The organism is Fibrobacter sp. UWB15 (assembly GCF_900177705.1).
GTDB lineage: Bacteria > Fibrobacterota > Fibrobacteria > Fibrobacterales > Fibrobacteraceae > Fibrobacter.
On record NZ_FXBA01000001.1, the window covers coordinates 299,351 to 324,202 of the forward strand.

The following is a 24,852-nucleotide window of genomic DNA, read 5'->3' on the forward strand; positions in this document are numbered from 1 at the left end:
CTATGTCAGGTCACTCCAAATGGGCCACCACCAAACGTAAGAAAGCCAAGACTGACGTTGCTCGCGCCAAGGCTTGGAACAAGCTGATCAAGGAAATCTCCATTGCTGCTAAGCTCGGCGGCGGAAACCCCGACGCAAACCCCCGTCTGCGTGCGGCAATCCTCAAGTCCAAGAGCCAGAGCTTGCCGACCAAGAATATCGAAAGCGCCATTGCCAAGGGTACGGGTGCTAACTCCGGTACCGAAATGACGGAACCGCTGTACGAAGGTCGCGGCCCGGCCGGCATTGCCATCATGGTGCAGTGCCTGACCGACAACAAGGTCCGTACCGTTGCCGAAATTCGCAACATCTTCAACAAGAACAACGGCGCCATGGGTGAATCCGGTTCCGTGTCTTGGGCATTCACCTACAAGGGTGTGATTATCGTTGACGCAGAAAAGTATCCGGAAGACCAGGTCATGGACCTCGTGCTCGAAGCTGGTGCCGAAGATATGAGCACCGAAGACGGTGTGCATGAAATTTCCACCTCTCCGGAAGCCTTTGATGCCGTTTCCAAGGCTCTCGAAGCTGCCGGTATCGAAATGATGAGTGCTGAAATCACCTACGTCGCCAACGACCCGGTGAAGCTCGGTCACGAAGATGCCCAGAAGCTCCTCAAGCTCATCGACAAGTTCGAAGACCACGACGACGTCCAGGACGTTTACCACAACGCCGAAATCGACGAAGCCGATATGGACGCTGAGTAGTCAGTAAGTCTTAATCTTCTTATTTAAAGATATCTTTGTTCTCCCGCTTAAACGCGGGAGACTTTTTTTTACTAAATTTGGCGCCTATGAATCCGAATGGCGCCATTATTGTTCAGAGTAATATGGAAATCATGGTGGAGGTCGATCTCCCCACTTATGAAGCGGCTCGCGATGCGATTGCACCGTTTACCGAATTGGTCAAGAGCCCAGAACATTTACACACCTACAAGATTAGCCCCCTAAGCCTGTGGAATGCCGCGGCAACCGGGCTCCGTGCGAAAGAAGTGCTCGAACGTCTCGAAAGCCAGAGCCGGTTCCCGATTCCGGAATCCGTGGTGACCGAAATCGAAGACTACATGTCTCGTTACGGATTGCTTCGTCTGAAAAAAGAAGGCGACAAGCTGATTGTAGAATCCGATGACAAGTACATGTTCACCGAAATCTGCAACCTTAAAGAAGTGCAGCCGTACGTGCTTCACTTTATCGATGACTTGCATGCTGAAGTAGATCCGGAACGTCGCGGCCACTTGAAGATGGCGCTTACCAACGCCGGGTTCCCGGTCGAAGACTTGGCCGGCTATACCGTGGGCGATCCGCTTCCGATTCACCTGCGCGAAACGACTGTGGGCGGAAAGCCTTTTGCCCTGCGCGATTACCAGAAAGAAGCTGCCCAGGTGTTCTACGCGAGCGGTTCCGAGAAGGGCGGCTCTGGCGTGATTGTGCTGCCTTGCGGTTCGGGTAAGACGGTGATTGGCCTTGCCACGATGGCTTTGGTACAAACTAAGACTTTGATTTTGACGCCGAACATTTCGGCTAGCCGTCAGTGGATTCGCGAAATTTGCGACAAGACGGACTTGACGCTTGACCAGGTGAAGGAATATTCCGGCGAAGTCAAGGAAATCGGTCCTGTGACGGTGGCGACCTACCAGATTCTGACGCAGCGCAAGCGTGCCAAGAAGGCTGACGAAAAAGCCGATGCCGATATCGACGATTTGACCGAAGAAGAAGTCAAGAAGGAACTTGCCAACTTCCCGCTGTTCAGTCAGGAGAAGTGGGGCCTCATGATTTACGACGAAGTGCACTTGCTGCCGGCTCCGGTGTTCCGCTTGAGTACTGAAATGCAGGCCACTCGCCGCCTGGGCCTTACGGCAACGCTCGTGCGCGAAGACCACAAGGAAACCGAAGTGTTCAGCTTGATTGGCCCGAAAAAGTACGACATTCCGTGGCGTATTCTGGAAGCCCAGGGCTGGATTGCAACTGCCGACTGTAACGAAATCCGCATTCCGATGGAACCGGAACTCAAGATGAAGTATGCGCTTGCGCCTGTCCGCGAAAAGATTACGCTGGCATCTACAAATCCCGAAAAGACGGACATCGTAGAACGCCTGCTCAAGTACTTCGACAAGCCCGATGACCGCGTGCTGATCATTGGCCAGTACATCGACCAGCTCGAAGCCCTTTCCGAAGATTTGCAGATTCCGCTGATTACGGGTAAGACGCCGAACAAGAACCGCGAAAAGCTTTATGCCGCCTTCCGTAACGGAACGCAGAAGAACTTGATGGTTTCGAAGGTGGGTAACTTCGCTATTGACTTGCCCGATGCCAACGTGCTGATTCAGATTTCGGGTACCTTCGGTAGCCGACAGGAAGAAGCCCAGCGCCTCGGTCGCGTGCTCCGCCCGAAGAGCGACGGTGGCGCGGCGCATTTCTACAGCATCGTGACGCAGGATTCCAAGGAACAGGAATTCGCCATGAACCGCCAGCTGTTCCTTACCGAACAAGGTTACGCCTACAAGATTATCAAGCGCGGCGACTGGGATATTCTAGCCCGTACGCCAGAAGAATTAGCCGCTCGAGGGTAGCCTCGTTTCTAACTTCGTCTAGAGAAATCCCGTGAAAAAACGGGATTTTTTGTTTTCGGTATAAAATAATCCTTGACGTTGTTAAATCGTTGGCTACATTTGTGGTGGTATAATCAATTTACTAAGGGATGATTATGAGGCATCAATTTGTTGTTCGCTGCTTTGCTGCAATGAGTCTTGTCGCTGCGTTTATGTTTGTGGGGTGCTCTGACGATTCTTCGTCAGTCGAGTCAGATGGAATGTCCGAGCTTTTGTCGTCTTCCGATGCTGATGAAGTTGAATCTAGCAGTTCCGCAAAGCTGGACGAAAAACCAGCATCAAGCTCTTCAAAAGTACTTTTGAGCAGTTCTGCGGAGGAGGTTTCGTCTAGTAGTTTTATTGAAAATTCAAGTAACAGTGAGATTGTTGCTCCTAATCAGAGCGATTTTGTTATCGAAGCCACTGAGTTTGAATCAAGAGTGTTTGGCGATGAAGTGCGTTTCATGGGAAAATTCATGTTGGATCTTGCCGGTGGCACTACCGTCATGGACAGCTCTTTCTACAAAGCCTTTATCGGTATTGAATTTAAAGTCGCTAAGGGTAATGATGTCAATAACATGACTATCGCTCCTGTGATGGTCAATTCCAACCCGATTCTCACCCCCACGCTGGACGCCATTGACTTGAATTCCATGAATTCTGTCTACGTGTCTATCAACTTGCTGGATCCGGGATTCACCGAATGCGGCGTCTACAGCCTCATTGTTTCCGTGACGGCTAGCAACGGCAAAATGGAAGTCATGAGAACCGAAATCATTCCGTTCGAACGAGATTCCACTGAATACTGTCGCACCGAAAACACGACATTGCAGTAGCCGGTTAAAAGGCCAAGGTTAAACTTTACAAAGTCCAGTAAAATCAAGAAATCCCGCTCCAAGAGCGGGATTTCTTTTCCCAAATATCAGGGAACTTCGGGAATATCGGTTAGACTTTCTTGTTGTTGGCTTCAGGAATATTAAAGCCCAGTTCGTCGCAGTATTCGCTGTCGCATTCGGCTTCGCCGCTTCCGCTCAGGAGGACTGTCTCGTGATTGTAACGGATGATTTCCATTTTCGGTGCGAAATATTCTCTCTTTTTCATTATTCTGTCCCCCAAATTAGTGGTTGGCGCGTACTTTGTTGATGAACACGCTGTTGTTCGTGGGTTTGTTCTGGAACTTACGACCTTTCAGATCGTACCAGTGATTCAACTTCTTGATTTCGCCGGTTGCAGTGTTCCACTTCGCGAGACTGGTTGTGCCGTCGTCTTCGATGAGGTGGACATCAATCGTTTTCGGAAGAGCGAAAACCTGCCCGTTGTCTTGTGCCGATTCAGCAGTCTTGGCGAGAGCCTTGTTCTTTTGGGATAGAGGTTCTTTGCCGATGTACTTGAGATAGGCGCGCAGAGGCGGAATGTAGGCATTGGAACCGACTTGGACAAACTGCCCTGGAGTGACTTTTCCCTTTTCCTTGGCGGCGTAGCCGTAAACCATGCCCAATTCGGCATTGTCCTTTTCCCAACGGATAAAGGAGTAGGTTCCTTCAAGGGACCAGTCGTTGTTCTGAGTTTTGTTGTTGTAAAGCCAAACATAGGTGACTGCATGTTCTGTAGAACGCAATTCGCGTCCCGTAAACTCGATGTCCTTGATGTCTTGGCATTCATTTCTGTCTGTGTCGGTAATCATCAGCATGGGCTTGTTGCCATCACCTTCGCCCTTCAGGTGCGAAGCAGTGACGCTCCAGTTGCCTTCGGCATCAGTAGAAAATTCGACAGGTTCATAGAGCTTGACACAATCGTTCTGGATTTTGAAATTAGCCGGAAGAACGATAGTGGAATTGGCGGCGAGAGCCGTGTTACGTGCCACAATCAGCTTGAATTCGCTTGTTTTGCTATTTACGCACTGAGCGGCTTCGTTACTGATTTCGACTTTGGCGCTGTCATCGGTGAACGATTCCAAACGGAGTGTATTTGTTGCATCGTAATAGGCGCCACCAGGGAACTCGCAGTCGGGCTTAGGCTCGTCTGCCCAAGCGACGGATGAAAATGCTGCAAAGGTAACGACTGCAGCAGTCGTCTTAAAAAGAATCTTTGTCTTCATGATTAACCCTATGTTAATTTGCTTAAAGCGAGGCGAAATTGAGAAAAATAATTGGGTTTTTGCAATAAAAAATTACGTTGTATGAAAAAAGTAAAGAATGCGTAATTAAAATGCAAAAAAGCCCTGGTTCCTTGTGAACCAGGGCTTTAGAGCCACCCAGCAGATTTGAACTGCCGACCTGCTGATTACGAATCAGCTGCTCTACCAGCTGAGCTAGAGTGGCATGGTAGGCGCAAAATTAGCAAAAGGGGGGTGTTTTGTCAAGGTGTGCTGACAACACATTAAAATTTTTCTATGATTGGAACACAAAAATTTAAACATGGACCAAAAAAATGGCTAACGAATCGAATACCAACAATTCTGAAATTAAGGAATTTTTTGTCGCACATGGCTCCAAGGTCATTGCAGCCCTCGTGGTGGTGATGGTTATTGTGGTGGGCGTGGTGCAGTTCCGTGACTATCGTAAGGCTGCCGCAGCTGAACAGGCCGAACTTCTCGGACCGGGCATGACGCTCCTTTATGCAGATCAGAAGGACTCTGCCTTCGTGGAATTCGAATCCAAGATTAATTCCGGCAAACTTTCTGGTGTGGCACTGGCCAAGGCTGCTCTCTATGCTGGTAATATCAAGTACCAGGCTGGCGACTTTGATGCCGCTGCAGTGTTCTTCCAGAAGAGCCTCGATAACGCTGGCTCTGTGGCTCTGGTCCGTTCGGCTGCCATGCACGGTCTTGCCTCTGTGAAGATTGAAAAAGCGGACTATTCTGCCGCTGCTGGTCTCCTTGAAAAGTACATTGCTGAATTTGCCAAGCGTACGGGCGATAAGGAAGACCGTTACCAAAAGGACGAACCGGTGGACGAGGTCCCGATGGTAGCTGATGCCATGTGGAAGCTCACGCTCGTTTACGAGCAACTTGGTGCTGCCGACAAGGCCAAGCAGACTGCAGAACGCATTCTCACGGTCTACGGTGACAACCAGGCTTATGCTGATAAGGCCAAGAAGTTCTTGAACATCTAGTTGGTTCGGAATACGGAACTCGGATTTCGGAATTAATTAAAGAAATTGAAATTTACTTTAAGGGCGGTCTAAGACCGCCTTTTTGTATGTGTAAATAACGGGTCTTCGTGCGGCTTTTTATGCCATCGCCATTTTCCACGCGACAATGTAGAACGCGTAGTAAAGCAACAGGCCGATTCCGTCGATGGTAGAAAGCGGCGTCCCCCAGCGGAGCGCCTTTTTGCTGGGTATGAACCCGCAGAAGAGTCCTGCAATAAAGCCGTAGGCGTGACCGAGAATGTCGGCGTTTTCACCGAGTCCGAGGAATACGGCAAGCGATGCTGCGCCGAAAAGCGGTGCGAAACGCCGGAGCAGACCGTGGGTTTCTTTGGGCATAAGCCTGAATTCAATCACCGAGAGGCAGCCGATGGCAGCGAATACGAATGTTGAAAACCCGAGCGAGCGAAAGTTCGTCTGCACCGTCAATGAAACGCACAGGTTCGCGATTGCAGACGCAATCGCGATAAACGGCGCAAGCCGCAGCAGCGGAATGCGGAAGGTAATCATGTTCATCACGATGTAGCCGCAAATTAAATTCGAAGCCAAGTGTCTTACGTCGCCGTGCAAGGTCTGTGCCGTGAGGGTACGCCACCATTCTCCTTTAAGGACCTTGCCGGCATCCGAGATTCCGTGTGAATGAAGATTTACTTTGTCTGTAAAATCAATCAACGTGGCGATAGTCGGTGCAAGTAAAACCCATAGGGGCTGCAGGCTAAAGCTCAAGGGAATCGGCGGGTTTTCTTCTTTGGGAGGATTCTCTTTGCGGTAAAGGGCGAGCTGTAGGCGTGCAAACTCTTCGTGTTCGGGCAAGACGAAAATCAGAAACGGGCCTTCGATACTGCGCAACAGTCGGTGAGAAATTCCTTGCGAAAGGAGTACCAGGCTGTCATCGCGAATCTGGCGGAACGTACCTTCGGACACGCAGACAATTTCAGGATATTCAGGTTCTTGCGGTTCGTGCGAATCCTCGTTTGCGGCTGCATTTATGGATGCGACGTTTTTCGGAGCCTCGGGTGTCGCCGTTATGGATTGTACCTGCAGGCCTTCTTTGGGAATGTCCGCTGGAGAACGCATGTATCGGGGGCGCATGGGCGACATGAATCGTGGCATGAGTCTCTCCTAAAGTACGGCGGCGGATGTCATCGCAAATTTGCCAGTGGCGGTTTCACATTCGGCGCGCAAGTAGGCAAAGTCGTCAGCATTTACGGTAATGTCCGTTTTAGAAGGCGGCAAGACTAGGCTTTCCATACAGATGCTTTCTTGGACGGCGAGCTTCCCGCTGTTACTACGGCGCCTGCCATAAATGCGGATGTAGCGGAAGGCTCCGCCGAAATCTTGCGTATTGCGGGCGTGGAAGGTAACCTTCTTTTCGCCGCGTTCCCACCAGAGGGCTGGGCCATCGGTAATGTAGCAGTTATCGCTTGCGAAAGCCTCGTTGAGTGATTCAAGCGATAATCCTCTCTCGTCTATTTTAACAACCGTTCTCACCTTCCCGAAAACATGGTCGCGACTATGCTTTAGCGATACGAGTGGGATCGCGACGGCAGTCGTATCGTTCAAATCTCCATGCGCGTCGTTTCCGCCGATGGGGAGCAAGTAATTCCCCTTGCCGAGTTCCTCGATCCACCATTCTCTTCCAAGCTTAAAGCCTTCGTCGCGAATACCGTTCCAGAACTGGATTCCTCGAATTTTATGGTTCGTATCCAGATTCAAGTCTTTGTGGCTCCAATAGCCGCGGCGGAAAATGAATTTTTCGAGGTAGCCTATGGGCTGCATCGGGTGGGCGGCAAAGCAATGCGCCTTTGTCATTTCGAGCAACTTCGGAATACGGAATGTCGGCTTGTTGTCGAGCCAGTTGCGTCCGCAGTCGCCGAGACCTGGCAAATAGCATTCTGGCCCGAGTACCGTCATGTGCACGTTTTCGCCTTTGGAGTTGCCTGCCGAAACTTCTTCGCCGGCAATCATAAGTGGCATATCTGCATTCTGATTTAGTTCGCGGACTTCTTCGCGCAGGGCGTCGAAGCGGGTGAGCGGAGTGTCCGCTTCCTTGGTGTAATCTTCGGTGGTGTAGGCAAAATCGTAGGCGTGGTCGGTGCAACTCACGAAGTCAAGCCCGACAGCCTTGGCCGCCTGTTGCAATACGGCAGGCTCTGCGCCGTGTTCCACATGGTCTGCTGAATAGTACGTGTGGCAATGCATTTCGCCGGCGACAAATCCCGGGGCCTTAGGCGGTTTTTCGGCAAGTACCTGAATTTTTAGAGGAACAGACTTGAGCCCAGGATGATTCCACCGTTCAAAAATTTTTGTTTTGCCTAAATCGGCTCCGCTGTTGGAATCGATTCGTCTTGCGAGAATCTTGCAACGGATTTCGTAATTTCCGGCGGGGAGGGTGCCTAAATAAATCTGGTAAAAGCAGAATTGTTCGGTTGCGCGATATTGCAGGTCCAGTGATCTTTCTGGGATATTTTTAGAGTCTGTATCGGTTCCCTGGATGTTGATTTCCATCTTTTCAATTAGAGTCGGAAACCGTTGGGCGTCTCGCACCACAATCCACAGCATCGGTTTTACGCCGGGAACAAATTGAAAGGGTGCATCTACCAGAATTTCGGGCCACGGCCTGTACAGTAACGACCACGGGAGTTTGAACTTAAAATGCGTTTCGGCGTAATGCAACTTCTCGCCAGGAATAAGACTCATTATTCCTCCGGGGATTTCTTGTCATCATCGTCGTCTTTATCTTCTTTAGGTTCCGGTTCGTTCCAGAGCCCAAAGCCGATACGCACCTGCATCGTGAGTCCGCCGATGTTCCATTTGGCCTTCTTTTCGGGACCATCAGGAACAATGCTAGAGAATTTCTTGTTCGATTCAACCTTGATGCTGCTGAATCCGATATCTCCGTAAATGTTGAAATTTTTCCAGTTTGCGATCAAGTAGCCGACGCTTACGCCAAAGCCTGCTCCCAGCAGGGGCGTTTTGGCTTCCATTCTGCCCCAGGTGGAGTAAATTTCGGTGCCGGGCAGTACCCAGTACCAGCGCACGGCCACACTAAAGAGGCTTTCGCCCGAAAGCGTCATAAGGTTCTTGGGAATGCCTAGACGGTATTCTAAGAAAAACGGCATGCCTTGAATGGTGTAGCTGTAATTGTGGCTGCGGTTCTTTCGGTCGGTAAGTACGACAGATTCGTTGTCGTAGATAAAACTGACGCCCGCGCTGATGAAGTTATCCCGAAAAATCTGGTACTGTAATCCGGCCGAGATGGGGAAGCAGAAGTTTACCTTCTGAAAGTCCTGCTTGGCGACACTCAAGGATTCACTTTCGGTGAGGGCGTCTTCCCTAAAACTTAGGTACAGCGTGTCGATTGCGTTCTGGAAGTATTCGCGTTCGGGAAAATCCAAAAAAGAAACGGCTGGCTGCAAGAAAATGGAAAGCCTGGAACGGTCGCGGGTCGAAGTTTCTTCGGCGGCCATCGCAGATGTGGCAAGAATCGCCACAAGGAGAATGTACAAAAGAACTTTCACCGTTTGATTTTTTCCAACTTCCTACTGTCTACGGCCTACAAACCATTAGTTCTGCATTTCGCGGTCTTCCTTAAAGAAACGCTTCTTCTGAGAATCCTTTTTCATGCGTTTGGCAAAAGCGATTTCGGCCTTGTCGATTTTCTTTTCGGTCTTTGCAATCTGCTTTTGAATTTTTTTGTCGTCGGGGTTCGCTTCGTTGCGGGCGATGTTCAAGTAAAGCTTGGCGGTTTCAAATTGGTCCAGTTCGTTATAGGCCTGGGCAATCATGAACAATGCTTCGGTGCGGCGCTTACTGTTGGGGTAGGTTTCCAGGAATTCCTTGAAATAAATCACTGCAGCCTGGTACTTGTCCATGCGCAGGTAAAGTCTTGCGGTCTGGAATTCCTTTTCGGCCAAGCGTTCAACAAGCAGGTTGTAGTAGTAGTTTACCGAATCGCGAAGCGGAGAATCGGGGTAGTTGGACAGGTAGCGTTCGAAGTCCTTCATGGCGATGGTAGTGTTCGCCTCGTCACGGCTCACACGGAATTCCATGTTGAACGACGATATGGCCTTACGGAATTCGGCTGTCTCGATAAAGGGCGAACCCGGGAAGTTCAAGATAAAGCTTCCGTATTCACCGCGGGCGTCAATCCATTCTTCCATGTTGAAATAGCTTTCGGCCATCAAGAACTGAGCCTGTTCCATATAGCCCGTGCCGGCGCAAGTCGAAAGAATTTCCTCCAGTCTGTCTGTGGCGCGGCCATATTTTTCTTTCTTGAAAAGTTCCTCTGCACCTTCAAAGCGAATACGGCACCACTCAGTGTGTTTCATCTTGGATTTGCCGCTAGAAGAACAACCTACCAAAAATGCAGTTTCAGCTAAAATACAAAGGAATAAGGGAATATTCTTGAACAGGTTCATTTTTTTTCTTTGGTTAATTCTAATTTTACTCCCGTAAAGTAGAAAATTTTGTAAGTTCAGAAAAATGATTTTAGTCCGCTACGTGTTGAAAGAGCTCATCGGTCCCTTTTTGGCCGCTCTTTTTGGGATCACGTTCCTGTTCGTGGTGGATTTTCTCGTCAAAATTCTTGATAATGTGCTGTCGAAGGGGCTTCCCGCCTCGACTGTTCTTGAAATATTCGCGTTGAATCTGGCGTGGATGCTTTCGCTTTCGATTCCGATGGCGGTCCTTGTGGCAAGCCTCATGGCCTTCGGTAGGCTTTCGGGTGACCAGGAAATCACGGCCTGCAAGGCGGCTGGTGTATCGCCGCTTTCGCTCATGCGTCCGGTGCTTCTTGTGTCGATGCTGATTTCGGTACTGATGGTGGTGTTCAATAACTGGGTGCTTCCCGAAGCGAACCACCGCTCCGTAGAACTGATGAATGCGGTGTCCCGCAAAAAGCCCCACGTGTTCATCGATGCGGGTCGGCTTATTACGCAGTTCCCCGATGTTCAGCTGTGGGTGAACCGTATCGATCCTGTAACGGGAACTTTGTACGGAATTCAGATTTTTGAAATGGAAAAGAAGGGGGCGCCCCGTATCGTCTATGCCGACAGTGCGACCATGGAATACGAAGACAATGGGGCGACCCTCATGCTTCGCCTGCGTAGTGGTGAAACCCACATGACCGATGCGGACAATCCAGAAAACTATTTCCGCATCCGCTATTTCTCGCAAGATCTTGCCATGAAGAATGTGGATGACCGCTTGGAACGTCGCAGCCGCAGTTACCGTAGCGACCGCGAAATGCCGATCGAGATGATGAACGAGGTGGTCGAAGATGCCGAAAAACGCTACGGCGAATATAGGAGCCAAGCTCTTGAAAAACGTCTGAACACGCTTGTCGAATTGCGGTCGCATATCTTGGGGGACTCGATTGTTCCCGAATCGGTGGAAAGCGGAACCAAGATTGATTCTATCCAGCGCAGGCGGTCCTTGCAGCGACTCCGCGTGCAGGAAATTGCGGCACTCCGTACTACCGAAAGATTGTACGGCAGAATGGAATCGGAACTCAAGCGCAAGGCGCAGTACACGGTAGAAATCCACAAGAAGTACAGTACCGGTTTCGCTTGCTTTATCTTTATCTTGATTGGCGCTCCTCTCGGTATTATGGCTCGCAAGGGCGGTATCGGTACAGGTATTCTTTATAGCCTGGCCTTCTTTGTTATTTACTGGATTTGTTTGATTGGCGGCGAAAACATGGCCGACAGGCTCCTGATCGATCCGGTCCTTGCCATGTGGGCGTCGAACATTATCATTGGCACCTTTGGCATTTTCATTACGATTGCGATGGTGCGAGACCGTTTCTCGGGTGATTCCAGGTTCTTCAGGGTGCTGCGAGCCATTGGCGGATTCTTCAAGAAAATTTTTGGCATCTTTACTAGGAGGATCGGATGAAATTCTCACGGTACATGATGTGGAATTTCATGAAGATGTTCCTGATTGTGTTGCTTGGCGCAATCCTCATGTTTGCGGTCATCGACTTCGTAGGTAACATCAAGACTTGGCTTGCCCGCGACACCAAGGATGCGGTTGATTATTACGTAAGCTACCTGCCTTACATGCTTTACCTGATTTCTCCGGTAGCCTTGTTCATTGCGGTGTTAGCCTCCATTGGCAACATGGCTCGCCATCTTGAAATGAGTGCCATGCAGAGTTCCGGGCAGGCTCCTTTCAAAACCTTGATTCCGATTTTCTTGTTCGGAGTTTTAGTGTCTATCGGTTCGTACGAAATGAGTGAACTTTGGCTCCCTGACGCTAATCATAAGCGTCTCGAGACCATGGAAACCAATGCCCAGAAAAAGAAGAATCCCCGCATCAAGGAAAAACGCGACTTTACCTTTATCGATAGCGAACGGGCCAGCTGGTTCTTTAGGCATTATTCCGGCAAGGGCCGCTTTGGTCGCGACGTGGTTTTGCTCCTTCGCGAAGATGGCCGCCTGGTGGAACGCTACGATGCAAAAATTGCCCGCTGGATCGAAGATGCCCCCAAGGATTCGCTCGATTCTATCGCAAGGCTTTCTAGCATTGACCCGCCGCCGGGCTGTTGGCAGTTTGAACGAGGCTACCGTCGTGAATTCCATAAAGATGGTACGGTTAACGTGTACCCGATTCAGCGTGAAAAGCTGTGCGACAAGGTGACTACCTATCCGGGCGACTTGATTAACGAACGCCAGACTGCCGACGAAATGGATTCCAAGATGGTGATGGCCCGAATCAACGTGCTTAGGCGTTCTGGTGAAGATACCCGTGCCATGGAAACGGCGCTTCAGTTTAAGCGTTCTGCTCATTGGATGAATTTGATTGTACTACTCATCGGTGCAGCCCTTTGTCACCGCTATAGTCGTTCTGGAGGCCTTTCACAGAAGTTCGGGGTTGGCCTATTGATTGTTTTTAGCTATTATATCGTAGAAAGAATTGGTTTGAAGATGGGAGAAAATGGTGCGCTTTCGCCTTTTTGGGCGGCATGGATCAGTCATTTTGTATATGGCGGGGTCTCGGTGGTAATGTTGTACCGTTCCTTCCGTTTATAGCGGGAAAGATATGTCTGTTGCAGAAATTTTATTCGTGGTCGCGGGCCTTTTGCTTGGCCTCGCATTCCAGGGGGGAATGTTCCTGTTCCTTATTCCCTTTGCCGTTGTCGCGTTCGTACTTGCTTGCATGAACCGCCCGCGCCTTGCCGGCCCGAATTCCCAGCAGCCTCCAACTGCTCCCATTCCGACGATTTTCAAGAAACGTTCGACGACGAACACCCCGATTATTACCCCGACTTTGCAGAACGAATTTTCCAATGCCCCCAAGGGTATGGCTAATGAACCTGAAGCCGCTCTCAAGGTGAGTCAGGTCTGGGCCCGCGCCAATGCCGATATCAACCGTTCCATGACCGACATGCTGCTTGCGCTCAAGATCGTGGTTCCGCATGTGAATTCTGTCATCGTGTTTACGCAGATGGAAAACCAGAGGGAATGGGGTATCCGCAATTTTGCAAATGATAAAGAAATTTCGGTGAACCTCCGCACGCGCATTACCGAAACGTCGGGCCTTTTGGGTCAATTGTTCCGCAACAATGTGAACCGTCTTCTGGAAGGCGACCTTCCGGGGGCGAAGAGCGTGATGTACTATCTCGACAATCCGTCTATCAAGTCGATGGTGGCCGTCCCCATGATCGATCATGCTTCCGGGCTTCGCGTAGGTGCACTTGTAATGGATTCCGTGTACCCGAATGCGTTTAACGACATGACGGCTAATGCGCTCAAGTTTATCGCAAGCGCTATTTCGATGCTGGACTATAAGGGTTTCTACTCGGCACAAAAGCATATTGCCCTGCAGCAGTATGGTGGACTTTACAGTTACCTGCGCAAGTTCTTCCAGACCATGACGGTGAAGGACATTTACAAGCAGATTATCAATTATGTGAAGGCGAATATGGCCTATGACCGCTTGACGATTCTCGCCATGGATCAGGGGGACGACATGAACGGTCGCGTGGTATTCTGTGATGGTGTCGATTCAGAACAGTTTACAAACAAGACCTTTACGCTTTCGGACAAGGGGGTCTTCGTTCTCGCGCTCTTGCGCAACCGTCCCATGGAACGTTCCTTCTTGCCTGGCTTTAAGGACTACCTGCCTCGGTTGAACGATTCTGAACGTAAGAACTTGAACCTGCGCCAGATTCTGGTGATGCCTATTGCAGCCGAACATGATTCCGATACGGCTGAAATTGCGATTTGCCTTGAAAGCAGCAGTTCTATGCCCTATAACGATCACGAGAAGGAATTGCTCAAGGCGTTTGCAGGTGTGGCGGGCTTTGCCTACAATCGCGCCCGCAAGTATGAACAGGGCTGCGACCAGGCCATGCGCGATGGTCATACGGGGCTTATTAACAAGAAGACCATGTTTGAAAAACTCCGTGCCGAAAAGGTTCGCGCCGATCGTAGCAAGTATAGCATAGGTCTCTTGATGATGGATATCGACCACTTCAAGCATGTGAACGATACTTATGGTCACCCGATTGGTGACGTGGTAATCAAGGGAATTGCCGACACCATCAGTAAAGAAATCCGTGGTGAAATCGATATCGTTGCAAGATTTGGCGGTGAAGAATTCGTGGTAGCCTTGATCGATACCAATGCCGAAGGCATGGTGGATACCGCAGAACGAATCCGCAAGTCGGTAGAAAAACTGGTATTCGATGTCCACCAGGCAGAACCTTTGCGTGTCACGGTGAGCGTTGGTGCCTTCTTGCTCACGCAGGGCTTTAATGGCGACCTGCAGAAGGCAATCAACAATGCGGACCAGGCTTTGTACCGTGCCAAGGAAGGTGGCCGTAACCAAGTGGTGCAATTCCAGACTGCCGAAGCCGAACCGGCCGCAGTGTAAGGCGTTCCTAACCATTAACCCCTGTATTCTATGTTTACACTACTTGATTGGATTGTTCTCGTTGCTTACTTGTTGCTCTCTGTTGCAATCGGTTTGTTTGTTTCCCGCGGGAACAAGAATCTCAAAGAATACATGTTGGGTGGTGGTTCTATCCCTTGGGTGGCCGTGGGCATTAGCCTTATTGCAACTTCTGTCAGTGCCACGACGTTCTTGGGTGCGCCTGCCGATGTGTACGGCGACAACATGACGTTCCTCATGTTCCAGATTGGAGCCCTCATCAGTATTGTGGTGGTGGGCTTTGTTTTTATTCCCCGATTCCGTACTTCGGGTATTAATAGCGCCTACGAACTTTTTGAAGTTCGTTTCTCGCGCCCGGTGCGTCGAATTGCGGCGATTTTCTATTGCTTGCACCTGCTGCTCCGCACAGGAATTCTCTTGTTTGCGCCGTCGCTTGTGCTTGCGCAGATTTTGCATATCGACTTGAAACTTGCGATTATCGTTTCGGCGGCGGTTGCAATTTTCTATACCTGGTTTGGCGGTATCAAGGCGGTCATCTGGACCGATGTCATGCAGTTTGTCGTCTTCTTTGGCGGCGGAGTTCTGGTGCTTTTGATCATTTCGAATTCGGTGGGTGGCTTTGGTGAAATGGCGGCCCTTGCAAGCGAAGCGGGCAAGACCAAGTGGTGGGATGCATCGATGGATATCTCCAATGCGCGTACGCTTGTTTCGGCGGGCTTTGCCTATGCGATTCTTGAAATAGCCATTCGCGGTTGCGACCAACAGTTTGTGCAACGCTACTTGAGCTGTAAAGACGTGAAGGCCGCAAATCGTTCCAGTATTCTTTCTATGGTGCTTGGCTGTGCCGTTTCGATCTTGTTCTATTGGGTGGGCGCAGCACTCTATGTTTATTACCAGAAGGCTCATGCAGCGCCTCTTCCCGAAGGCTTAGGGCAAAATGACGTGTTTCCTTACTTTATTGTAAATGGACTTCCGGTGGGTGTGACGGGGCTGATTGTGGCGGCCATTTGTGCGGCAGCCATGAGTAGTCTTTCGGGGGCCATCAATTCCTTGGGTAACACCTCGGAACGCGACTTTTTGGGCTGGGATGAAAATGCTGGAATCGGAGGGCTTAAGCGTGCCAAGATTTGGACTGCCGTCTGGGGAATTCTGGGGATTTTCTTTGCCTTGTTTGCTGCAACCCAGCAGGGGAGCCTTCTCAAGAATGCATTGTTCTTTACCGGACTTTTCACAGGGCCACTTTTGGGAATGTTCTTGCTCGCCTTCTTTGCCGACAAGGTCTTTGGAACGGGTTCCAAGAAACTTCGCGGTTGGGTTGTTATTGTGGCTGTAGTTTTGGGAATGGCAAGCCTTATCTTGGTGCAAGGGATTCCTGCCTTTGGTGTGCCTGCGGTGTTGGGAGGAATTTTCAGCTGGCCTTGGATGCCCTTTATTAGCATGACCACGACAATCGTGATGGCCTTGCTTATTAATGCGGTTACCAATTTGGTTTCAACAAAGAAATGAACTTGTCATAGGGGTTGAATATGAACAAAGTTACATTGGGTCTCGTCTTCTTGGTGGTGCTGCTCGGCTTCCTGCTGCTCACGACCAATAAAGAAAACGCTATGCAGAATGCCATGCCGAAATCCTTGAAGGTCCCGTCTGTGGTAAGCGATGCGCAGATGTCTACGGTAAAGGTGTCCGCTTCGGAATCACGCAAGTACGAAGCCAACGAGTTCGTGACGGTGGCGATGCTTGAATTGCGCGGCCGCGACAAGGAACTGCTCTATAAGCAGCTCGAAGCTCGTCGCCAAGCGATTTTTGAACAAATGAATAAACTCGATATCCAGAATGCCGATATCGAACAGAACAGTGTCGATATGCGTAAGGAATGGTCCTACGACAAGGGAACTCGTAGCCTTACGGGTTATGTGGTGAGTCAGTCTTTTGCAATCCGTTGCTCGTCGAGGTCTGTTGCTGCAGCCGCAGTGGCGGTACTTTCTGCTGAACTGGATGTGGAAATTGATCGTACGACCGCGCGTCTTAAGAGCGAGGATTCCTTGCGAAAGGAATTGGTTCTTTTGGTGGGCAAGAAAGCTTTGGACAAGGCAGGAAGCTATGCTGAAAGTGTTGGCGGCTCTCTTGGTAAGGTAATCTCTGTCAGCGAAAACGGTAACAACGACGGCATTGCCTACGGAAGAACCGTCTTGGCTACAGCCAAGTTCAACGGCTATAGTGAAGAAGCCATGTTGGCATCCATTGCAGACTCGGTGAGCATTTCTGCATCGGTTCATTTGGTCGTAGAATTGCTCCAATAGGGTGGCTAGTCACACTAATTTTATTTGTCAAGACATTGGTTATAAAAAACTTTTATTTTTCTGTTGATAAGTGACTTCAATGGTTATAATTAGCTAACTGCTTATAAATAAAGGCGTTAGCTTTTTTTGCGTTTATTTTGTTCAAAACAGGTTAAAGCGTCTCTGTTTTGGATTGTTGATAAATTTTCTTTTGTAATCTTAAATTTACGCAAAAAGCGTTATTTTTTTGAAAAATGTCTTCCAATGACACGCACATTTATTATATTGTTTTCCATATCTTGTGCTTTATCCCGAAACTTAGGCACAAGATATAGTAAATATCGGAATTGAAAGAAAAAAGTATGCTCGACACGAATTTTGCTTATAGGGAGCCAATTCGTCGAGCAGCAAGGATTGGTAGATGATTGTTTCTGTAAGGAAGCGCGACGGCCGTGAGATGCCGTTCAACATTGAAAAAATTGCCGACGCTATTGTCAAGGCATTCCGCGCATCGGGCGAGCTCGACGAACAGATCAAGGCCGCTCAAAGTCAGTTGAATTTGTTGGGAAACGACGACGTGCTCACGAGCACGGCCCTCAAGGTGTCTGCCGATGTGGTGGGCAAGCTCGAAGCCGAGGGCAAGAACGTTCCCGAAATCGAAGAAATTCAGGATGCTGTCGAAAAGGCTCTTACCGAAGGTGGCTATGCTGATACCGCCAAGAGCTACATTTTGTACCGTGCTGAACGTACCCGCGTGCGCGAAGTCAATACTCGCCTCATGCATACGCTCCGCGATATTACCTTCAGCTCTGCCAAGGAATCCGACCTCAAGCGTGAAAACGCAAACATCGATGGCGATACCGCCATGGGTACCATGCTTAAGTACGGTTCCGAATCGGCCAAGCATTTCTACACCATGATGATGCTCAAGCCCGAGCACAGCCGCGCCCACATGGAAGGTGATATCCATATCCACGATTTGGATTTCTATTCCCTTACCATGACCTGCTGCCAGATCGACCTCAAGAAGCTTTTCAAGAATGGCTTCAATACCGGTCACGGTCACCTTCGTGAACCCAAGGATATCCGTAGCTACGCTGCTTTGGCTGCTATTGCCATTCAGTCTAACCAGAACGACCAGCACGGCGGTCAGTCCATTCCGAACTTTGACTATGCCATGGCCGACGGCGTGCGTATCACTTACCGCAAGGCTTACCTTTCCAACATGGTCAAGGCTCTCATTCTTCTTACCGGCAAGACCGAAGAAGAAATCCAGCCGGTTGTGAAGAAACTCCATACCGAAATGGCCGAAATGGGCATGGTAGCGACGCTCGTGCCGAACGAAAAGTTCGTGGAAGCCGAAGCCCGCGAATTGTCCAAGACCTATGGCGAAGAAACGGTGAAGAACGCCCAGAAGTTTGCCGAAAAGATGGCCTACGAAGAAACCGACAAGGCTACTTTCCAGGCTATGGAAGCTTTCGTTCATAACCTGAACTCCATGCACAGCCGTGCCGGTGCCCAGACTCCGTTCTCCAGCATCAACTACGGTATGTGTACCGAGCCCGAAGCTCGCATGGCTATGCGTAACCTGCTTCTCACCACCGAAGAAGGCTTGGGTGGTGGTGAAACGGCAATCTTCCCGATTCAGATTTTCCGCGTCAAGGACGGCATCAGCCTCAAGCCGGGCGACCCGAACTATGACTTATTCAAGCTCGCTTGCCGCGTGAGCGCCAAGCGCCTGTTCCCGAACTTCAGCTTCCAGGATGCCCCGTACAACTTGCAGTACTACAAGCCGGGCCACCCTGAAACCGAAATTGCCTACATGGGCTGCCGTACCCGCGTGATCGGTAACCACTACGACCCGAGCCGCGAAATCAGCTTCGGCCGTGGCAACCTGAGTTTCACGTCGATTAACCTTCCGCGTATCGCCATCAAGATGAAGTCCGTGGACCTGTTCTTCAAGGAACTCGACCGCATGTTGCAACTGGTGAGCGACCAGCTCATGGAACGCTTTGCCGTGCAGAGCAAGCGCAAGGTCAAGAATTTCCCGTTCCTCATGGGACAGGGCGTGTGGATCGATTCCGACAAGCTCGGCTGGGAAGATACCGTGGGTGAAGTCATCAAGCACGGTACGCTTTCGATCGGCTTTATCGGACTTGCCGAAACCCTGGTGATGCTCACGGGCAAGCACCATGGCGAATCCGAAGAATCCCAGCAGCTCGGCCTCAAGATTATCGGCCACATGCGTGAATTCTGCGATAAGGAATCCGAGCGCCTGGGCCTCAACTTCAGCTTGCTTGCAACGCCTGCTGAAGGCCTTTCCGGTCGCTTCGTACGCATGGACAAGAAAAAGTTCGGTATTATCCCGGGCGTTACCGACCGCGATTACTACACCAACTCTTTCCACGTTCCGGTGTACTACAAGATTTCGGCTTTCAAGAAGCTTTCTCTGGAAGCCCCGTACCACGCACTCACCAACGCCGGTCACATCAGCTACGTCGAACTCGATGGCGACCCGACGCAGAACCTGGATGCCTTCGAAAAGATCGTGCAGCACATGGCCAAGGTGGGTATCGGTTACGGCTCCATCAACCACCCGGTGGACCGCGACCCGGTTTGCGGATTCGTGGGTGTGATCGGTGACAGCTGCCCGCGTTGCGGACGTAGCGAAGGCCACGCCATTTCCGAAGAAAAACTGAAGGAACTGCGTAGACTTTATCCGGGAATGCCCGCCTTCAAGGGCATCCGTTAAAAATTTCTAGTAAGGAGAATCAACAATGTCTGAAAAAGAACTGCACAAGTATGGTGAAGGAATCGGATTCGAACGCATCCGCCGCATCACGGGCTACCTCGTTGGTACCATCGATCGCTTCAACAACGCCAAGCGTGCCGAAGTGAACGATCGCGTGAAGCATGGCGTATAATATGGACGAATACCCTCGCTTGCGGATTGCCGGAATCGAACCCGAATCGTTCGTGGACGGTCCCGGAATCCGTATGACAATCTTTACCCAAGGTTGTCATCATAATTGTCCAGGGTGCCAGAATCCTCAGACCCACGATTTCAACGGGGGTCATTTTATTGATATTGACGAAATCCTCGAAATGATCGAGGAGAATCCGCTGCTCGACGGTATTACGTTCAGTGGTGGAGACCCGATGGATCAGGCGGCGGCCTTGATTCCGCTTGCACGAGAAATCAAGGAACGTGGGCTCAACTTGGTGATTTTTACCGGTTATACCTACGAACGCCTGATGGACCTTGCGCACGAGCGCCCGGACATGTTCGAACTATTGACTTTTGCTGACATTTTAATCGACGGCCCCTTCATTATGGCGAAAAAATCGCTCGAAATCAAGTTCAGGGGCTCTACGAACCAGCGTATTATCGATGTGCAGCAGAGTCTAGTAGAAGGCCATGTGGTGCTTCACCAAATCCAGCTGGACGAAATAAAAACTCGTCCGGAACTGGTGCCGGCGTAATCTTACGCTTTCTTCTTGTCGCGCCAGGCAAAGAGGTTTGCGAGTACCGTTCCGCTAATAGAATGGTAGGCGCAGCTCAGGGCGCAAGGAACAACACAAAGCACCGCTTCGGGGTGTTGCGCAACATTATCAGGATTCGCGAAGAAGGCGGCCGCAAGAACGGTCGCCATTCCTGCATTCTGCACACCGACTTCGATGGCGATAGTGCGCTTTTTGGCGGTATTGAACTTGAAAAGGCGGCCCACGCTATAGCCCAAAACGTAACCTAAGGTGTTGTGGCAGAACACCACCGCAAGTACCAAGAAAATGAGGCCGAGGCCGTTTGTCAAAAGCTGCGGGCGTACCGTCACGACCACGCCGCCTACAATGCACATAAGCCCAATCACGCTCACTGCAGGCATGTTTGCCTGGATTTCCTTGAATACGGTTCGCTTGCCCAAAAAATGGTTGCAAAGGAACCCGATCGTTATCGGGGCGACGGTTACATACAGAATATTCAAGAACATGCCCTTCGCATTCACGTCGATGCTCGTGTCGGCGAGCCATAAGACCAAAAGCGGAGTCATGATGGGGGCAAGGAGCGTCGAGACCATGGTCATACTCACCGAATAGGTTACATCGCCTTTGGCGAGAAAACTCATCACGTTGCTAGAAACGCCGCCCGGACAGCAACCCACCAGAATAATGCCTACGGCCAGGTAAGGGTCGAGTCCGAACACTTTCGTGAGTCCGAAGGCGACAAAAGGCATAATAGTGTATTGTGCGACGGCGCCGAGCAGAATGTGGAACGGCTGCTTCATCAGGTTTCGCACATCGTCCATCGAAATCGTAAGTCCCATGCTCAGCATAATGATGCCGAGTATCACGGAAGAAACGTTTCCGTGTACCCACCCGAAAGCGACGGGGAGGAAGAATGCGACGATTGCGCTTGCGATGACGAAAGGGGAAGCGTAAGAAGAAAGAATGCAGCAAAAAGCCTTAACTATCTTAAACATGTTGCAAATATAGATATTAACGGGACGAATGGTTCTGAAGGTGCTATATCAATTGCTTTCGAAAGAAACTTCGCGCTATACGGCTTTTTCGCTATATTATACACGTTGTATAATTTAGATGAAAATATATGTAATTGCGCTACAAAATTTGCTTATTTTAAGTAGAAATGTGTATTTTTGTATAATAAACTTATTGACTGGGTGTAGGAAAAATATATATTCCTTAGTATGAAATCGGTACTTGAATACAAAGATTACCACCTCTTTATGCAGGATTACTACGACGAACGCAAACGTATCGGTGCGTTCTCGTGGCGTGAATTCTGCAAGAGTGCCGGATTTACCTCGCCGAACTTCTTGAAGCTTGTGTGCATGGGCCAGAGCAAGCTCAGCAAGGTCAAAATAGACGACGTGGCGAAGGCCATGGGCCTTGCCGGCTACGAGGCGGATTATTTCCGCGAAATGGTCCTGTTTTGCAATGCGGACAAAGACGATGCCAAGAAGGCATCCCTCCTTGAAATGCAGAGGATTGCGCTGGAACATAAGGTGCGCGTGGTCGATGGCGATGCTTTCCAGTATTATGAATCCTGGAAGTATCCAGTGCTTCGTGAACTCGCCCCGATGATGCCGGGGGCCTCTCCCCGCGATTTGGCCGATGCGTGCAAGGAACATGTGTCTGCCGAGGAAGTGCGCGACGTGTTGAATTTCTTGGTGAAGGCTGGTTTCCTGAAAAAGGATGGCGAAAAGGTCTATTCGCAGACGGAACAGACTGTCATTGGCTCTAAAGAGGCTTTGCCTATCGCCATTCGGGCCATGCACAAAGAGATGGCGAATATGGCCGCCCGTGCCGTGGATCGCTATGCGCCGAACGAACGTTATTTTACGGGTGTCACGCTCAGCGTGAATCAAGAGGCAAGCGAACGGATTGCAAAAGAGCTCGATGCCTGCTGCAGAAAAGTGCTTGCGATTGCGAACGAATACAATGATCAGGATCAGGTCTGTAGAATCAATTTCCAGTTTTTCCCGGTAACGGACAAAATTAAAGAGGTGCGCCATGCTTAAGAAGTTTGTTTTTTCTGTAACGGCATTTTCGATTGCTTTTATGGCGGCCTGCTCCGACGATTCCGCGGGCGGTTCTTTGGCGGGCGGAACCATCGATCCCAATTCCATTGCCGAGGTAAGCAGTTCGTCCAACGATGTTGATACCATTGCGGTATCCAGTTCGTCCGAAGACAAAGGAAATCTTCCGGATGTCCCGCTGGAAGAATCCAGTTCGTCGAGTGAAAAAAGAACGGACACTCAGCCTTTTGTTCCGGTTGGCAGTTCATCCAGTCTAAATTCTGAGCCGAATAGCAGCAACGACTCTAAGGGAAGCAATGGCTTGGAACCGCAACCGGAGCCGGAATCATCTGCAAGCGATTCTGATGTACCTTTGCCTGAATACCATAATCTTCGTGTCCATACAGAGGATTTCAGTTTGCGGTGCAAGGATTATTCACTTTATAATAAAAACGATATTCCCGTTGTCGACCCCGAAATCGAACCTCCTTCGGCACGCTTCTACATGGATGGAAATTCAGAAGTGATTCTGTTTGAAAATGTCCAATTCGATGTTCCTTGCGACGAAGAACAACGGACATCATTCTTGAATGATGTCAACGAATCTGGCGCAATAGTAGGCCTTGATGGGAGTACGCTGTATGCAGCCTTTAGTCGGAGCAAGGGCTTGGATTATGGCTGTTTCTGCGTGGCGGATGCCGGATTCAAAATGGACCAGTTCTACCCTGGCTTAGATTCTGCAGTCTTCGATAATCAAAGGGCGATTCCGTTAGGAAATTAATTAAAGGAGGAAATCATGAAAAAGAATTCGATTTTTGCAACAGTTGTCTCTGTTGCGGCTGCGATGACACTTTCGTTTGGCTTACTTGCCTGCGGCGACGATTCGTCGTCGACAGCGCCTGTAACCGGCGGCGATGAATGCTCGTCGTCGGGCGCATTTTCTTCGGGTGCCGAGGACCCGACATCGAGCGCGGGCGTGGAATCGTCCGGTTCGCAGCCTTCGTCTTCCGGTTCGCAGCCTGCATCCTCGGGCTCCGATAATTCGTCTTCGTCCATTGCGGGTAACCCGGTGCAGAAGGTGAAGGTTTTTGGCAAGTGCATGGAATCCAAGGGGCGTTCCGATATTCCGGGAGGGGACGGCCTCGCGCTCCCGCCGCACGCCCTCATGGGGCAGGAAGATGGTTCCGACAAGGTGATTGTTGCCGTGGACCATGTGATGATGCCGGTTTACCAGATTAGCGGGTTTGCCGGGATGATTGTGAATCCGGCGCTTCTCGACAGCATCGAGGTCATGGCGGTGGGCGATACCCTCTACGTGAAGCAGATTGTGGACGAGGCCAAGGCGGAGGATGACTCCAAGTGCGTGGCTGAATTCCATTTCGTGATGAAGGATGAGCCTGCCTTTACGAACGCCACCTTTATAGTCGTGGATGATGTCATACGTTCGACCATCGACAAGGAATCCTATGTAGCCTCTTCGTCGTCGACAGCACTGAGTTCCTCGTCGGTTACTGGCAGGAGTGTCGCGGTGCCGGTAAGCAATATCTCGCTTGAATGCAAGGCTAATCATAGTTTTGACGGGAAAACTCTTCCGACCGATGTCCTGGCGGAACCTTATCCTTACATGGGTTCTATCTCGAGAATCGACGGACTGGCGAAACTCACCATTATCAATGCGTATTTGAACATGGCTTGTGGTGTTGAACCCGATTCTGCGCTGAAGGAAGCTAAAATCGCTATTGCTCGTTCTGGAGCGAACCTTATCAACGATACGCTCTTCGTGAATATTGATCGCAGCAAGGGTGTTGATTATACATGCGGGTGCAATGCGCGAGTGGAATTCCTGTTCGACGGACAGTATGCCGGTTTCGGCTATACCGCCTTTGACAACAACGGCCCGACGGAAGTTATCGATGCGGCAAAGGATCGTCCGCGTCAGATTATTGAGGATGTATCGGCCCAATGTCGCAATTCGAACAGTGGGGATGACCCGCTGACGGATGGCGATTCAGATCACGGCCCGCATGCAGGCGACGGCGCAATTCCTCCGGTAGCCTACATGTATGAATTGGGAATCAAGGCGCAGATTGTTATCGAGACAGTTCAGATGCCTTGCGGCGTGCAGTTCAAAGATATCGATGTTTCCGTTGGGGGTGACACCCTCTACGTGAGGCCGAACATTGACGAATCTGCCCCGCAAGCCGATTGCATCTGCTCGACGCAACTCGACTTCTATATCGAAGCGGAGGAGGCCTTTAGGAATGCGACGTTCCTCGTGTTCGACTACGGCTGGAACACCAATCCGAGCAACATGATGCAAATTGTGAAGCAAAGGCACGTGATTGAGGTGCCCAATTAATCG

The 24,852-nt window shown here is 50.3% G+C and carries 22 protein-coding genes and 1 tRNA gene; 15 read left to right on the forward strand and 8 right to left on the reverse strand.

The genetic code is table 11. From position 1 onward, the window contains the following. Positions 1-2: 2 nt before the first annotated feature. The 3 genes from B9Y58_RS01265 to B9Y58_RS14320 all read left to right on the forward strand — a co-directional run bounded on the left by B9Y58_RS01265 (position 3) and on the right by B9Y58_RS14320 (position 3,462). Positions 3-746 carry a YebC/PmpR family DNA-binding transcriptional regulator gene (locus B9Y58_RS01265; protein ID WP_073053597.1) on the forward strand — a complete coding sequence of 248 codons (744 nt, stop codon included), beginning with the start codon at positions 3-5 and terminating at the stop codon, positions 744-746. An 86-nt stretch (positions 747-832) separates the two neighbouring features. Then, entirely contained in the window at positions 833-2,608 is a 1,776-nt protein-coding gene (locus tag B9Y58_RS01270; RefSeq protein WP_073053599.1) for a DNA repair helicase XPB, read from the forward strand. 170 nt (positions 2,609-2,778) lie between these two features. After that, positions 2,779-3,462: a hypothetical protein gene (locus tag B9Y58_RS14320; RefSeq protein WP_143154618.1), complete on the forward strand. Its 684-nt coding sequence runs from the start codon at positions 2,779-2,781 to the stop codon at positions 3,460-3,462. Between the two features lie 109 nt (positions 3,463-3,571). Here the strand turns inward: B9Y58_RS14320 and B9Y58_RS14520 are convergent, their stop codons facing one another. The 3 genes from B9Y58_RS14520 to B9Y58_RS01285 all read right to left on the reverse strand — a co-directional run bounded on the left by B9Y58_RS14520 (position 3,572) and on the right by B9Y58_RS01285 (position 4,947). After that, positions 3,572-3,727 carry a hypothetical protein gene (locus B9Y58_RS14520; RefSeq protein WP_158278299.1) on the reverse strand — a complete coding sequence of 52 codons (156 nt, stop codon included), beginning with the start codon at positions 3,725-3,727 and terminating at the stop codon, positions 3,572-3,574. 16 nt (positions 3,728-3,743) lie between these two features. Further along, on the reverse strand, positions 3,744-4,724 hold the full coding sequence (locus B9Y58_RS01280) for a hypothetical protein (RefSeq protein ID WP_073053602.1): 981 nt from the start codon (positions 4,722-4,724) through the stop codon (positions 3,744-3,746). Between the two features lie 150 nt (positions 4,725-4,874). Beyond that, positions 4,875-4,947: transfer RNA gene (locus tag B9Y58_RS01285), tRNA-Thr, on the reverse strand. A gap of 109 nt (positions 4,948-5,056) precedes the next feature. Here B9Y58_RS01285 and B9Y58_RS01290 point away from each other — a divergent pair. Beyond that, positions 5,057-5,740 carry a tetratricopeptide repeat protein gene (locus tag B9Y58_RS01290; RefSeq protein WP_073053604.1) on the forward strand — a complete coding sequence of 228 codons (684 nt, stop codon included), beginning with the start codon at positions 5,057-5,059 and terminating at the stop codon, positions 5,738-5,740. A gap of 117 nt (positions 5,741-5,857) precedes the next feature. On the opposite strand, the gene B9Y58_RS01295 is transcribed toward B9Y58_RS01290, so the two are convergent. The 4 genes from B9Y58_RS01295 to B9Y58_RS01310 are packed head-to-tail and all read right to left on the reverse strand — an operon-like array spanning position 5,858 to position 10,197. Next, complete coding sequence (locus tag B9Y58_RS01295) at positions 5,858-6,889, reverse strand: rhomboid family intramembrane serine protease (RefSeq protein ID WP_073053605.1); 1,032 nt, start codon at positions 6,887-6,889, stop codon at positions 5,858-5,860. A gap of 9 nt (positions 6,890-6,898) precedes the next feature. Beyond that, complete coding sequence (locus B9Y58_RS01300; protein ID WP_073053607.1) at positions 6,899-8,476, reverse strand: CehA/McbA family metallohydrolase domain-containing protein; 1,578 nt, start codon at positions 8,474-8,476, stop codon at positions 6,899-6,901. Then, the gene (locus B9Y58_RS01305; protein ID WP_143154619.1) at positions 8,476-9,297 is read right to left on the reverse strand and encodes a hypothetical protein; all 822 of its coding nucleotides are present in this window, start codon (positions 9,295-9,297) and stop codon (positions 8,476-8,478) included. The genes B9Y58_RS01300 and B9Y58_RS01305 overlap by 1 nt, the downstream gene beginning before the upstream one ends. 45 nt (positions 9,298-9,342) lie before the next feature. Then, positions 9,343-10,197 (reverse strand): outer membrane protein assembly factor BamD, encoded by an 855-nt coding sequence (locus tag B9Y58_RS01310; protein ID WP_073053611.1) that lies wholly within the window; start codon positions 10,195-10,197, stop codon positions 9,343-9,345. Positions 10,198-10,261: 64 nt separating this feature from the next. Here B9Y58_RS01310 and B9Y58_RS01315 point away from each other — a divergent pair, with 64 nt between their 5' ends. From B9Y58_RS01315 to nrdG, 8 genes are all read left to right on the forward strand, one after another. After that, the gene (locus B9Y58_RS01315) at positions 10,262-11,674 is read left to right on the forward strand and encodes an LptF/LptG family permease (RefSeq protein ID WP_073053613.1); all 1,413 of its coding nucleotides are present in this window, start codon (positions 10,262-10,264) and stop codon (positions 11,672-11,674) included. Then, entirely contained in the window at positions 11,671-12,810 is a 1,140-nt protein-coding gene (locus B9Y58_RS01320; protein WP_073053615.1) for an LptF/LptG family permease, read from the forward strand. Before B9Y58_RS01315 ends, B9Y58_RS01320 begins: the two co-directional genes overlap by 4 nt. 10 nt (positions 12,811-12,820) lie before the next feature. Next, entirely contained in the window at positions 12,821-14,656 is a 1,836-nt protein-coding gene (locus B9Y58_RS01325; RefSeq protein ID WP_073053617.1) for a sensor domain-containing diguanylate cyclase, read from the forward strand. 30 nt (positions 14,657-14,686) lie between these two features. Beyond that, positions 14,687-16,180: a sodium:solute symporter gene (locus tag B9Y58_RS01330; protein WP_073053619.1), complete on the forward strand. Its 1,494-nt coding sequence runs from the start codon at positions 14,687-14,689 to the stop codon at positions 16,178-16,180. Positions 16,181-16,200: 20 nt separating this feature from the next. Further along, entirely contained in the window at positions 16,201-16,974 is a 774-nt protein-coding gene (locus B9Y58_RS01335) for an SIMPL domain-containing protein (protein ID WP_073053621.1), read from the forward strand. A 400-nt stretch (positions 16,975-17,374) separates the two neighbouring features. Beyond that, positions 17,375-19,705 carry an anaerobic ribonucleoside triphosphate reductase gene (locus B9Y58_RS01340; protein ID WP_073053623.1) on the forward strand — a complete coding sequence of 777 codons (2,331 nt, stop codon included), beginning with the start codon at positions 17,375-17,377 and terminating at the stop codon, positions 19,703-19,705. Positions 19,706-19,730: 25 nt separating this feature from the next. After that, positions 19,731-19,877 (forward strand): anaerobic ribonucleoside-triphosphate reductase, encoded by a 147-nt coding sequence (gene nrdD, locus B9Y58_RS15005; RefSeq protein ID WP_073053625.1) that lies wholly within the window; start codon positions 19,731-19,733, stop codon positions 19,875-19,877. 1 nt (position 19,878) lies between these two features. Further along, on the forward strand, positions 19,879-20,436 hold the full coding sequence (gene nrdG / locus B9Y58_RS01345) for an anaerobic ribonucleoside-triphosphate reductase activating protein (protein ID WP_073053627.1): 558 nt from the start codon (positions 19,879-19,881) through the stop codon (positions 20,434-20,436). Positions 20,437-20,438: 2 nt separating this feature from the next. Here nrdG and B9Y58_RS01350 read toward each other — a convergent pair whose 3' ends face one another. Then, positions 20,439-21,431: a bile acid:sodium symporter family protein gene (locus tag B9Y58_RS01350; RefSeq protein ID WP_073053629.1), complete on the reverse strand. Its 993-nt coding sequence runs from the start codon at positions 21,429-21,431 to the stop codon at positions 20,439-20,441. A gap of 228 nt (positions 21,432-21,659) precedes the next feature. Here B9Y58_RS01350 and B9Y58_RS01355 point away from each other — a divergent pair, with 228 nt between their 5' ends. From B9Y58_RS01355 to B9Y58_RS01370, 3 genes are read left to right on the forward strand one after another with little or no spacing between them, the layout of a single operon-like run. Beyond that, complete coding sequence (locus B9Y58_RS01355; RefSeq protein ID WP_073053631.1) at positions 21,660-22,493, forward strand: TIGR02147 family protein; 834 nt, start codon at positions 21,660-21,662, stop codon at positions 22,491-22,493. Continuing rightward, a complete protein-coding gene (locus B9Y58_RS01360; protein WP_073053633.1) occupies positions 22,486-23,271 on the forward strand; it encodes a hypothetical protein in 786 nt (261 codons plus the stop codon). The genes B9Y58_RS01355 and B9Y58_RS01360 overlap by 8 nt, the downstream gene beginning before the upstream one ends. A gap of 15 nt (positions 23,272-23,286) precedes the next feature. Further along, positions 23,287-24,849, forward strand: coding sequence for a hypothetical protein (locus tag B9Y58_RS01370; RefSeq protein ID WP_073053635.1), 1,563 nt, complete (start codon positions 23,287-23,289; stop codon positions 24,847-24,849). Positions 24,850-24,852: the final 3 nt, after the last annotated feature.